Annotated in this window: 11 protein-coding genes and 1 tRNA gene; 7 read left to right on the plus strand and 5 right to left on the minus strand. The window is 62.9% G+C overall.

Annotated elements, in window-relative coordinates:
- Positions 1-118 precede the first annotated feature (118 nt).
- On the plus strand, positions 119-952 hold the full coding sequence (locus tag AC1DEK_RS00790; protein ID WP_478123960.1) for a DNA ligase: 834 nt from the start codon (positions 119-121) through the stop codon (positions 950-952).
- Between the two features lie 33 nt (positions 953-985).
- Here the strand turns inward: AC1DEK_RS00790 and AC1DEK_RS00795 are convergent, their stop codons facing one another.
- On the minus strand, positions 986-3256 hold the full coding sequence (locus tag AC1DEK_RS00795) for an Orn/Lys/Arg family decarboxylase (protein ID WP_478123297.1): 2271 nt from the start codon (positions 3254-3256) through the stop codon (positions 986-988).
- A gap of 108 nt (positions 3257-3364) precedes the next feature.
- On the opposite strand from AC1DEK_RS00795, the gene AC1DEK_RS00800 reads away from it, so the two are divergent.
- The 3 genes from AC1DEK_RS00800 to AC1DEK_RS00810 all read left to right on the plus strand — a co-directional run bounded on the left by AC1DEK_RS00800 (position 3365) and on the right by AC1DEK_RS00810 (position 4911).
- Positions 3365-3796: an NfeD family protein gene (locus AC1DEK_RS00800; protein WP_478123298.1), complete on the plus strand. Its 432-nt coding sequence runs from the start codon at positions 3365-3367 to the stop codon at positions 3794-3796.
- Between the two features lie 32 nt (positions 3797-3828).
- Positions 3829-4761, plus strand: coding sequence for an SPFH domain-containing protein (locus tag AC1DEK_RS00805; protein ID WP_478123299.1), 933 nt, complete (start codon positions 3829-3831; stop codon positions 4759-4761).
- A gap of 59 nt (positions 4762-4820) precedes the next feature.
- Positions 4821-4911 (plus strand) — tRNA-Ser (locus AC1DEK_RS00810).
- 169 nt (positions 4912-5080) lie between these two features.
- Here the strand turns inward: AC1DEK_RS00810 and AC1DEK_RS00815 are convergent.
- The 4 genes from AC1DEK_RS00815 to AC1DEK_RS00830 form a co-directional block, all read right to left on the minus strand.
- Positions 5081-6298: a branched-chain amino acid ABC transporter substrate-binding protein gene (locus AC1DEK_RS00815; RefSeq protein WP_478123300.1), complete on the minus strand. Its 1218-nt coding sequence runs from the start codon at positions 6296-6298 to the stop codon at positions 5081-5083.
- 121 nt (positions 6299-6419) lie between these two features.
- Positions 6420-6842 carry a hypothetical protein gene (locus AC1DEK_RS00820; protein ID WP_478123301.1) on the minus strand — a complete coding sequence of 141 codons (423 nt, stop codon included), beginning with the start codon at positions 6840-6842 and terminating at the stop codon, positions 6420-6422.
- Positions 6842-7279: a DNA polymerase III subunit chi gene (locus AC1DEK_RS00825; protein ID WP_478123302.1), complete on the minus strand. Its 438-nt coding sequence runs from the start codon at positions 7277-7279 to the stop codon at positions 6842-6844. The genes AC1DEK_RS00820 and AC1DEK_RS00825 overlap by 1 nt, the downstream gene beginning before the upstream one ends.
- Entirely contained in the window at positions 7276-8790 is a 1515-nt protein-coding gene (locus AC1DEK_RS00830; protein ID WP_478123303.1) for a leucyl aminopeptidase, read from the minus strand. The genes AC1DEK_RS00825 and AC1DEK_RS00830 overlap by 4 nt, the downstream gene beginning before the upstream one ends.
- Positions 8791-8811: 21 nt before the next feature.
- On the opposite strand from AC1DEK_RS00830, the gene lptF reads away from it, so the two are divergent.
- The 3 genes from lptF to AC1DEK_RS00845 are packed head-to-tail and all read left to right on the plus strand — an operon-like array spanning position 8812 to position 11406.
- Positions 8812-9918 (plus strand): LPS export ABC transporter permease LptF, encoded by a 1107-nt coding sequence (lptF, locus tag AC1DEK_RS00835; RefSeq protein ID WP_478123304.1) that lies wholly within the window; start codon positions 8812-8814, stop codon positions 9916-9918.
- Entirely contained in the window at positions 9915-11021 is a 1107-nt protein-coding gene (gene lptG, locus AC1DEK_RS00840; protein ID WP_478123305.1) for an LPS export ABC transporter permease LptG, read from the plus strand. Before lptF ends, lptG begins: the two co-directional genes overlap by 4 nt.
- A 13-nt stretch (positions 11022-11034) precedes the next feature.
- The gene (locus tag AC1DEK_RS00845; protein ID WP_478123306.1) at positions 11035-11406 is read left to right on the plus strand and encodes a sirohydrochlorin chelatase; all 372 of its coding nucleotides are present in this window, start codon (positions 11035-11037) and stop codon (positions 11404-11406) included.
- Positions 11407-11409: the final 3 nt, after the last annotated feature.

The raw sequence follows: 11409 nt of genomic DNA on the forward strand, positions 1-11409 counted from the left end.
CAAAAATGTCAGGGAGTTGATCGTGAGTTTTTCTTTTTGCAAACGCCGCAAGAGCGGCACCGGCGGAGCCACGTCCGTGCCGCTTTCCCGCCGAACGTTGTTGCTGGCGGCTGCCGGAATGGCCATTGGCCTTTCGAGGCAAGGCGAAGCCCTCGCACAGGGCGCCCCGAAGGCGCCCCCGCCTCTCATCATGGCCGAGGTCTACCGCCGCGGCATGTCACTCAACGATTACTGGGTCAGCGAAAAATACGATGGCGTGCGCGCCTACTGGGACGGCCATCAACTGAAAACACGCAGTGGCGAACCTATCGCCGCACCCGCCTGGTTCGTGGAGGCATTGCCTACGATGCCGCTGGACGGTGAACTGTGGGCCGGCCGAGGCCATTTCTCCCGCGCAGTGTCGACGGTGCGCAGCCAGACGCCGTCCGATGCAGCATGGCGGGAGATTCACTTCATGGTGTTCGATCTTCCTGCCGAGCCGGGTGATTTCACGGCGCGGCTCGCGCGCTTGCGCAAGTTGTTTCCCATCACCACCGTCCCCTGGGTGGTCGCCGTGCCGCAACAGCGTGCAACGACCGCCGACGAACTCGACGCTCTGCTCGACAAGACCATCAGGATGGGCGGCGAAGGGCTGATGCTCCATCGGGGCTCATCGCTTTATCGAGCCGATCGCAGCACCGACCTTCTCAAGGTCAAGGCCTACGACGATGCAGAAGCACGCGTCGTCGCCCACATCGGCGGACGTGGCAAGCATGCGAAGCGGATGGGCGCGCTGCTGGTCGAAACGCCGGACGGCAAGCGCTTCAAGCTAGGCGGTGGCTTCAGCGATGCGGAGCGCGAGAAGCCGCCAGCCATCGGCACCTGGGTGACCTATCGCTACAACGGCAAGACCTCCTCCGGCTTGCCGAGATTCGCGCGTTTCGTACGCGAACGCGACGACGCCGACTTCTGAAGCGGTCGAACCCAGAACGGCGGCGCCCCGGGGCTATGCCCCTCGCACGCAATCGGCGTAGTAGCGCTTCTTGCCCGAGTCGTCGATCCGCGCAACCAGTCCGTGGATGTCGGTCTCGAAGCCCGGGCATTGCGTATTGAATTCGCGCGCGAACTTCAGGTAATCGACGATCTTCTTGTTGAAGACTTCACCCGGAATCAGCAGCGGAATGCCCGGCGGATAGGGCGTGATCAGGCTCGTCGTGATGCGCCCTTCGAGCTCGTCAATCTCGACCCGCTCCGTCTTGCGATGGGCAATGTGCGCGAAGGCGTCGCTCGGCTTCATCGCGGGCGTCAGGTCGCTGAGGTACATCTCCGTGGTCAGCCGCGCCACGTCGAAGCGCGCATAGAGCTGATGGATGTGTTGGCACAAGTCTCTGAGCCCAAGGCGCTCGTATCCAGGCTGCTGCTGGCAGAACTCCGGCATGATCCTCCACATCGGCTGATTGCGCGCGTAGTCGTCCTTGAACTGCTGCAGCGCCGTGAGCAGCGTGTTCCAGCGGCCCTTGGTGATGCCGATGGTGAACATGATGAAGAAGCTGTAGAGGCCGGTCTTCTCGACGATCACACCGTGCTCCGCGAGGAACTTGGTGACCACGGCGGCTGGAATGCCGGTCGGCGCGAACTTGCCGTTCAGGTCGAGGCCCGGCGTCACGATGGTCGACTTGATCGGATCGAGCATGTTGAAGCCGTCGGCCAGCTTGCCGAAGCCGTGCCACTTGGCCGTGCGCGATTCGCCTTTGATGATCCAGTCGTCGGCGCGCCCGATGCCCTCGTCGACCAGCTTCTCAGGGCCCCAGACCTTGAACCACCACTCGTCCTTGCCGAATTCGTCCTCGACTTTGCGCATCGCACGACGGAAGTCCAGTGCTTCGAGGATGCTCTCCTCCACCAGCGCGGTGCCGCCGGGCGGCTCCATCATGGCGGCCGCGACGTCGCAACTGGCGATGATCGCGTACTGCGGGCTGGTCGACGAATGCATCAGGTACGCCTCGTTGAACAGATCGCGGTCCAGTGCGCGGTTCTGCGAATCCTGGACCAGCACATGGCTCGCCTGGCTGATGCCCGCCAGCAGCTTGTGTGTCGATTGGGTCGCAAACACCAGCGAATCCTTGGGGCGCACGCGGCGCTTGCCCATGGCGTGATAGGCGCCGTAGAACGGGTGGAACGCGGCATGCGGCAACCACGCTTCATCGAAGTGCAGCGTATCGACGTAGCCGTCGAGCATGCCCTTGATGGTTTCGGTGTTGTAGATCACGCCGTCATAGGTCGACTGCGTCAGCGTCATCACGCGCGGCTTGACCGTGTCGGCGTTCACGTGCGCCAGCAGCGGATTGGCGCGGATCTTTTCCTTGATGGCCGCCGGTTCAAATTCGCTCTTGGGAATCGGACCAATGATGCCGAAGTGATTGCGCGTCGGTTTCATGAACACGGGGATTGCGCCCGTCATGATGATCGCGTGCAGGATCGACTTGTGGCAGTTGCGGTCGACCACCACGACGTCGTCCGGTGCCACCGTGTGGTGCCACACCATCTTGTTGCTCGTGCTGGTGCCATTGGTGACAAAGAAGCAGTGGTCGGCGTTGAAGATCCGCGCCGCGTTGCGCTCGCTCGCCGCGACGGGACCCGTGTGGTCGAGCAACTGGCCGAGTTCCTCGACCGCATTGCACACGTCCGCGCGCAGCATGTTCTCGCCGAAGAACTGATGGAACATCTGTCCCACCGGGCTCTTCAGGAACGCCACGCCACCCGAGTGGCCCGGACAGTGCCATGAGTAGGAGCCGTCTTCCGCATAATCGATCAGCGCCTTGAAGAAAGGCGGCTGCACGCCTTCAAGGTAGCTCTTCGCCTCGCGGATGATGTGGCGGGCGACGAACTCCGGCGTGTCCTCGAACATGTGGATGAACCCATGGAGCTCACGCAGGATGTCGTTCGGAATGTGCCTCGAGGTCTTTGTTTCGCCGTAGATGTAGATCGGCACGTCGGCATTCTTGCGCCGCACTTCGCCGATGAAATTGCGCAGGTTGAGCACGGCTGGGTCCAGATCGGGGCCGACGGTGAATTCCTCGTCATCGATCGAGAGGATGAACGCGCTGGCGCGGCTTTGTTGCTGGGCGAATTGGCTCAGATCGCCATAGCTCGTGACCCCCAGCACTTCGAAGCCTTCGTTCTCGAAGGCGTGCGCCAGCGCGCGGATGCCGAGCCCCGAGGTGTTCTCGGAGCGGAAGTCCTCGTCGATGATGACGATCGGAAAGCGAAATTTCATGAACAGGCTCCGGACGGGCAAATAGGCGCGAAGTGTACGGAATTCAGATGAAGCTGAGTTCCAGCTTTGACACAATCCCCTGCACCTAAAACAAAGAGAGGAAACGTCATGGCGAGTTCCACCATTTGGTGGCTGATTGCAGGTGCGGCCATCGTCCTCGAGTTGCTTTCCGGGACCGGCACGCTCTACCTCCTGCTGATGGGAGTCGGCTTCGCCGCCGCGGCGATCTCGGCGCACGCAGGCGCCGGATTCGACACGCAACTGATCGTCGCAGCGGTGGTCAGCGTCTCATCCGTGATCGCATGGCACGCGATCCGCCGCAAACGCCCGCCGGAGCCGCCCACCGGCGCCAACCCCAACGTCAACCTCGACGTCGGCGAGCACGTCCACGTCGATGCCTGGAACGACGACGGCACCGCCACCGTCCGCTACCGCGGCGCGCAATGGACCGTGATCGCCCGGCCCGGCAGCGTGCCATCGGCCGGCGAGCACAAGGTCACGCAGGTGATCGGCAGCCGCCTCGTCGTCGAAAAAGTCTGAATCGAATCTACAAAGAGCAAAGAGAGAGTTCAATGGAATACGCAGCCGTCCCCCTCGTCATCCTGGTCATCGCGATCATCGTCATCACCCAATCGGTCAAGTTCGTGCCGCAACAGAACGCCTGGGTGCGCGAGCGCCTCGGCAAGTACCACGGGACCATGACGCCCGGCCCCAATTTTCTGATTCCTTTCATCGACCGCGTCGCCTACAAGCACAGCCTGAAGGAAATCCCCCTCGACGTGCCGAGCCAAGTCTGCATTACGCGCGACAACACGCAGCTGCAAGTCGACGGCATCCTCTATTTCCAGGTGACGGATCCGATGCGCGCAAGCTACGGCTCGTCCAACTACATCATGGCCGTGACGCAGCTTGCACAGACTTCACTGCGCAGCGTCATCGGCAAGCTCGAACTCGACAAGACCTTCGAGGAGCGCGACATCATCAACTCGCAGATCGTCTCGGCCATTGACGAAGCGGCCCTCAATTGGGGGGTGAAGGTGCTGCGCTACGAAATCAAGGACCTCACGCCGCCCAACGAGATCCTTCACGCGATGCAGCGCCAGATCACGGCAGAGCGCGAAAAGCGCGCACTGATTGCCGCTTCCGAAGGCCGGCGCCAGGAGCAGATCAACATCGCGACCGGCGAGCGCGAGGCTTTCATCGCGCGCTCCGAAGGCGAAAAGCAGGCGCAGATCAACAACGCGCAGGGTCAGGCGGCAGCCATCACTGCCGTAGCCGAGGCGACAGCCGGCGCGATCGAGCGGGTGGCGGCGGCGATTCGCCAGCCCGGCGGCGAACAGGCCGTCCAACTCAAGGTTGCCGAGCGCGCGGTCGACGCCTATGGCAAGGTCGCGGCGGACGCAACGACGACGTTGATCGTGCCCAGCAACATGAACGAAACGGCCGCGCTCATTGCCTCCGCGATGCGGATGATGCAAGCGGGCAAAGCGCAGGGCGGCAGCTGACATCAAATGGCGCGTGACGCCCGAAACGGCGCCTGCGCACTGCTACAATCGCGGGCTTCGGAGCGGTGGATGAGCGGTTTAAGTCGCACGCCTGGAAAGCGTGTGAGGGTTAATAGCCCTCCGCGGGTTCGAATCCCGCCTGCTCCGCCAAAAAATCGCTTCCGGCAGTCTCCACCTGCCACTTGGAATCGTCCTGAAAGCCCCGCTTGTCGGGGCTTTTTTGCGGGCACTCTCCACATTCCCCACTGCACTCGGTAATGCATGCAGCCACAAAAAAAGGGCCCGAAGGCCCTTTCTTTCCGACGTGGCGTGTGAGCCCTTAGCTCGCTCCGCGCACCACGGCGATCTGGGTACGGGCACCATTCTTGTAGGTGTACAGCGTCAGCGCACCGTTCTTGATGTCGCCCTTTTCGTCGAACGCGATCGGGCCGGTCAGGCCCTTGTATTCGACCTTGCTGACTTCAGGCAGGTACTTCTCCGGATCGGCGGAGCCGGCCTTTTCCATCGCGGCGGCCAGCACGTTCACGGCGTCGTAGACGTACGGTGCATAGATCTGCACTTCGACGCCGTTCTTTTCCTTGAACTTGGTCTTCCAGGCTTCGAGCGGTGCCTTGAAATCACCTTCGACGCCACCAGCCTCGGCACACACGACCATGTCTTCGCCGATTGCGTCGCCGGCCAACTTGGCGAGTTCTGCGGTGCACAGGCCATCGCCACCCATGAACTTCACGGTCATGCCGAGCTGCTTGACTTGCTTGAGCATCGGGCCGCCCACGGCGTCCATGCCGCCGAAGAACAGCACGTCGGGGTTGGCGCCCTTCAGCTTGGTCAGGATGGCGTTGAAGTCGGTCGACTTGTCGGTGGTGAATTCGTGGCCGACGATCGTGCCGCCGGCGGCCTTTGCGGCCTTCTCGAATTCTTCAGCGACACCTTGGCCGTAGGCAGTGCGGTCGTCGATCACGGCAATGTTCTTGCCCTTGAGCGTTTCGACTGCGTACTTGCCCAGCGTGCCGCCGAGTTGCGTGTCGTCAGCCACCACGCGGAAGGTGGTCTTGAAGCCTTGACGCGTGTACTTGGGGTTGGTCGCCGACGGCGAGATCTGGGGAATGCCAGCGTCGCTGTAGAGCTTGGAGGCGGGGATGGTCGTGCCGGAATTCAGGTGGCCGACAACGCCGTTGACCTTGCTGTCGACCAGCTTCTGGGCCACTGCGGTGCCTTGCTTCGGATCGGCTGCATCGTCTTCGGCGAGCAGTTCGAACTTGGCAACTTTGTCGCCGATCTTCACACCCTTGGCGTTCAGGTCTTCGATGGCCATGCGCGCGCCCATTTCGTTGTCCTTGCCCAAGTGCGCAATGGCGCCGCTGGTCGGCGCGACATGGCCGATCTTCACGACAAGCGCGTCAGCCGGAGGTGCTGCCGGGGCAGGTGCTGCTGCAGTCGGCGCAGGCGTGGCGGCCGGCGCGGCAGCTTCTTCCTTCTTGCCACAGGCCACAAGCGCGATGGCAGCCAGAGCGACCGCGGTCCATTTCATTTGCATGGGAACCTCCAGAACTTAATAAATAGAGTTGAAAACCGGTCTTTGGATCCGGGCGCTTTAACTCAGCAAGTATCGCGCCGCGAAGCTCGGCGCCCGTGCGCTTTTCGACCTGGCGCGCAGTTTAGCCCAAGGAATGAGGCCCGAATGTTGGCGTAGACCCGGGGTTTTCCGAAAGCTCGCGCGACAGCGATTCGCTCACCAGCGCGCGCAATACCGCCTCGATTTCCTTGCGCAGACCGGGGATCATGGTGTCGAGATGGTGCTGAACGGCAGCTGACACGACATCGCTCAATCGCTCCTCCATCTGCAGGTCCACGCGCTGCAGCACGCGATGCAGCAACTGCTCTTCGAGCCGGAAAGCGTGGGCCTCGGAGAGCCTCGCTTCGGGACCCAGGGCAACGGCTTGCGAAGCCTCTGCCGATGCGGGCGCCTCGGCTTGCGCAGGCGCCGCTGTTTCAATGGGAGGCTCGGGCTGCGAAGGTTCCTCGACCACCGTCGTCAAGGTTGGCACGAATCGCGGCGGCGTGCGCTGGGTGGATGCCATCAGTTGGCGCTCCCCGCATAGGGAAAGGTGCGGATCGCATAGCCGCGATCCTTGTAGTGCCGCCAGCGGGCGCGCCCTGCCTGCTTGTCGGATTCGTCGCTGCCAACGATGTCGATCAACCGCTCGAACCGCTCGAACCGCACCGGCAAGTCAGCGCCCAGGTTCACGAGAATGGGCCGGTCCGGCAGCGACTCCGACCCGCTTTCGGCCAGCACGACCGGCGACCGCGTGACCTTATGCGCTTCATCGTCACAACGGCAGTGGGCGATGAATTCGCTTGGCTGCAGTGTCCACAGCGACTGGTCGATCGCGTCCAGCGTCTGCGAATCAGCCATGACCACCAGGCGCGCGCCATGGGCGCTGACAGCCTTCCGCAGCAGGCGGCAGGCGTAGCTCACCTTGTCCGGCATGTTGTAGTGGCCGTCGATTTCCGTCACTTCTTTGCCCGATCCTTCGAGGCGGTCTTCGAGGCATTCTTCGTGGGCTTTCGCGGTGCCGCCTCGGCGTTTTCTCGGCTCCGAGTCATCAGGTAGTTCAACAGCAGGCCGACTGGTCGACCACTCGCGCCCTTGGCCGCCCCACCCTTCCATGCGGTGCCGGCAATGTCGAGATGAGCCCACGGGAAGTCGGTGGTGAATCGCTGGAGGAACTTGGCGGCGGTGATTGCACCGCCCGCTCGACCGGCAATGTTGGCCACGTCGGCAAAGTTGCTCTTGAGTCCTTCTGCGTAATCCTCGTCGAGCGGCATGCGCCAGCAGCGGTCCAGCGATGCCTCGCCAGCGGCGCTGAGCGCCGTCGCCAACGCGTCGTCGCTCGAGAACAAGCCGCTGCGCACGCCGCCCAAGGCGATCACGCAGGCGCCCGTGAGGGTGGCGATATCGATCACCGCTGCCGGCTCGAAACGCTTGGCGTAATTCAGGGCGTCGCACAGGATCAACCGGCCTTCAGCGTCCGTGTTGAGCACTTCAATGGTCTGGCCGGCCATGCTGGTCACGACGTCGCCAGGTTTGACCGCGCGGCCGTCGTTCATGTTCTCGCATGAAGGAATAAGACCGACGACGTTGATCGCCGGCTGCAGATCGCCCAGTGCACGGAACACGCCCAACACGCTCGCGGCCCCGCACATGTCGAACTTCATTTCGTCCATTTCGGCAGCCGGCTTGAGCGAGACGCCGCCCGTGTCGAAGGTGATGCCCTTGCCGACCAGCACCACCGGCGCCTGCTGCCTGGGCGCTCCGTTGTAGCGCAGGACGATGAAGCGCAGCGGCTCCGCAGAGCCCTGGGCGACCGCCGAGAATGCGCCCATCCCGAGCTTCTCGACTTCCTTGGGACCCAGCACTTCGCACTTCACGTTCGGCAGCTTGGCGAGCTCTTGCGCGGCACCGGCCAGCATGGTTGGCGTGCAGTAGTTGGCCGGCCGATTGGCCCATTCCTTGGCCAGCTCGATTCCCACAACGGCAGCGGCAGCCTCATCGAAGCTCTGGCGCAGTGGCGCAGCGTCGCTCACGCCGAAGGTCAATTGGCGGATCGTGCGTGGCTCGGCCTTGGACTTCGTCGTGCCATAGACATAGCTGGCGTCCGCTGCCGCAATGACGGCGCTGGCGAGCGCGGCCGCGTCGATGGCTTGCGCTGCAACGATGGACACCCGCTTCGGGTTGGACCCCTTGGCCGCACCGATCGCCGCGCTCACCGCGGTGCGAACCGATGCCGGCTTGCCGTCGCCGATCGAGACCAGCAGCACGCGGGGAGCGGAAACCGCCTCGGGCCGATAGAGCGCGAGCAGCTTGCCCGCCTTGTCGGGCAGATCGCCTGCCTTCCGGGCGCTGGCGATCAGCGTGGAGAGTGCGTCCTTGGAGGTGCCGATTGCGGAAGCCACGAGGACGACGAGAACGTCGGTTTTGTCGGTGACTGCCTGAGCGATGGAGAGGGTCTTGAGTTGAAAGTCCATAATCCTTTTTTTCCCTCGACGATGTTATTCCATTCCTCTCTACGCAAGGAGCTGTCGCGCAGCTTCGGTGCCACCCTCGTGGTGCTGGTCACCATCGTGATGACCATGATGCTGATCCGCACGCTCGGATTGGCCGCCAAAGGCAGCGTGAATCCCTCCGAGGTCTTCCTCGTGATGACCTATACGGTGCTCGGCTACATGCCCACCATCCTGAGTCTCTGCCTTTTCATCTCGATCGTCGGCACGCTGTCACGTATGTATCGCGACAGCGAAATGGTGATCTGGTTTTCGAGCGGCCGCGGGCTGGCGGACTTTCTACGTCCGCTCTTCGGCTTTGCATGGCCGATCCTCTTGCTGGTTGCGCTGTTCGCGCTGGTCGGCTGGCCGTGGGCCAATTCACAGACCGAGGGCATGCGCCAGCGCTACGAGAGCCGCAGCGACATCGAGCGCGTGGCGCCCGGCGAATTCCGCGAGTCCGCGGGTCGGCTGCGCGTGTTCTTCATCGACAAGGACGCGCCTGACAGCGCCACGGCGAACAACGTCTTCATTTCTTCCATCGAGCGCAACCTGCACATCATCACGTCAGCACGCCATGGACACATCGAAGATATCGACGGCAAGCGCTTTCTGCTGCTGAGCAACGGTCAACGCCTCGAACGCCCGCTCACGCCGACCGAGGGCATCAAGATCAGCGAGTTCGAAACCTATGGCGCCAAGGTCGGCGGCAGTGGCAGCGACTCGTCGGACGCTTCGCCCGTGCGCACTCGCACGACACTGACGCTGCTGCGCGATCCGACCCTCGTCAACCGTGGCGAACTGGCCTGGCGCGTCGGCATGCTGTTTGGCGCTGCGAATTTCGTGATTCTTGCGCTGGCACTCTCCAGCGTGAACCCGAGAGTCGGCCGCAGCGGCAACTACCTGTTCGCGCTGTTCGCCTTCGTCCTTTACTACAACATGCTCAACCTGGGGCAGAACTGGGTCAGTTCAGGCAAGTACGGCATGGGAGGCTTCATGCTCGCGCTCCATGGCGGGGCGCTGGTGATCGGCCTTCTGTGGCTTGCGAAACGTCATTTCAATTGGGGCTTCACGGCAAGCCGCGCCCGACCCGCAACGACCCCCAACGCGTGAAAACAATCCGTCGCCTGATCTATGTCGAGGTGATGAAGTCCGTGGGCTTTGTGGCCCTGGGCTTCCTCAGCCTGTTCTTCTTCTTCGATTTTGTCGATGAGCTGCAGTCCATCGGAAAACCTGAATCGCTAGGCTATGGGGCAGGCCAGGCCCTCGCGTACGTCGCGATGCTCATCCCCAGCCACCTGTATGAATTGCTGCCGATCGCTGTGCTGATCGGCACCATCTTCGTCATGGCCAGGCTTGCGCAGAGCTCGGAATTCACCATCCTGCGGACCAGCGGTCTCGGCCCATGGCGCGCGTTGCGGACGCTGCTTTTGCTGGGGCTGGGTTTCGTGATCCTGACATTCGCGATCGGGGACTATGTCGCACCCTTCACCGACCGGACAGCCCAGTTGCTCAAGGCGCGCTTCCAGAACGCCTACTCGCTCGTAGGCAACACCGGCGCATGGCTCAAGGAGCGGCAAGGCGACGCCTCGTTTGCGGTCAACGTCGCCACGATGGAGCGCAACGGCACGCTCAAGGACCCGCGCATCTTCGAGTTCGACGGCAAGGGATTCATCACGTCGCAGGTGTCCGCGGCCTCTGCCCGCGCCGAAGATGGACACTGGACGCTCGTCGACGTGGAGCGACAGGAATACCAGACGCGCAGCGCCGACCAGGCTCACATCATCACCACGAAGATCCCGATGGTCGAATGGAAGACTTCGCTCACGCCTGAGATGGTGTCGGTCGCCCTGCTCCGGCCGGAGCGCATGCGCACGCTCGACCTGTTCGACTACATCCGCCATCTCGATGCAAACGGGCAGACGGCACAGCGCTATGAAATCGAGTTCTGGCGCAAGGTGTTCTATCCGCTGTCGTGCCTGGTGATGATCGTGCTGGCCCTGCCGTTTGCCTATCTGCACTTCCGCCAGGCCGGGATCGCGACGTATGTGTTCGTCGGCGTGATGATCGGCATCAGCTTCTTCTTGCTGAACAACGTCTTCGGGTACTTGGGCAACCTCGGGAACTGGCTGCCCTGGATGACGGCAGCCGCACCCGGGCTGATCTATTCAGTGATGTCGCTCGCCGCCTTCACGTGGCTGGTGTTGAGACGCTAGCGGCGCTGCGGCAATGATCGAGTCAGGCCGCGCCGTCATTCTCTTCGCGCACGGTTCGCGCGATGAGCGCTGGCGGGCGCCGATCGAGGCTGTGGCTCGGCGCGTCGCGGCGCTTGACCCGTCGGTCGGCGTGGCATGCGCCTACCTCGAACTGGTCGCCCCTGACCTGCTGACCGCCACTGCGGCGCTCGTGGGCGACGGAGCCCGATCCATTCGGGTGGTCCCGCTTTTCCTCGGAATGGGCAAGCACGTGCGGGAAGACCTGCCCCGCTTGCTGGAGGGAATGCGCATGCGGCACCCGCAGGTCACCTTCACACTCGCCGGCGCGGTGGGCGAGGAGCCGGACGTGATCGAACTGCTCGCGCACAAGGCATTGGATTGCTGATGT

This window comes from Variovorax sp. 10N420 (genome assembly GCF_056394705.1).

Excerpts from the sequence above, each read along its gene's own strand:
- AC1DEK_RS00790 (WP_478123960.1), top strand. The coding sequence starts at position 119 with ATGGCCATTGGCCTTTCGAGGCAAGGCGAAGCCCTCGCACAGGGCGCC.
- AC1DEK_RS00795 (WP_478123297.1), bottom strand. The coding sequence starts at position 3,256 with ATGAAATTTCGCTTTCCGATCGTCATCATCGACGAGGACTTCCGCTCC.
- AC1DEK_RS00800 (WP_478123298.1), top strand. The coding sequence starts at position 3,365 with ATGGCGAGTTCCACCATTTGGTGGCTGATTGCAGGTGCGGCCATCGTC.
- AC1DEK_RS00805 (WP_478123299.1), top strand. The coding sequence starts at position 3,829 with ATGGAATACGCAGCCGTCCCCCTCGTCATCCTGGTCATCGCGATCATC.
- AC1DEK_RS00815 (WP_478123300.1), bottom strand. The coding sequence starts at position 6,298 with ATGCAAATGAAATGGACCGCGGTCGCTCTGGCTGCCATCGCGCTTGTG.
- AC1DEK_RS00820 (WP_478123301.1), bottom strand. The coding sequence starts at position 6,842 with ATGGCATCCACCCAGCGCACGCCGCCGCGATTCGTGCCAACCTTGACG.
- AC1DEK_RS00830 (WP_478123303.1), bottom strand. The coding sequence starts at position 8,790 with ATGGACTTTCAACTCAAGACCCTCTCCATCGCTCAGGCAGTCACCGAC.
- lptF (WP_478123304.1), top strand. The coding sequence starts at position 8,812 with ATGTTATTCCATTCCTCTCTACGCAAGGAGCTGTCGCGCAGCTTCGGT.
- AC1DEK_RS00845 (WP_478123306.1), top strand. The coding sequence starts at position 11,035 with ATGATCGAGTCAGGCCGCGCCGTCATTCTCTTCGCGCACGGTTCGCGC.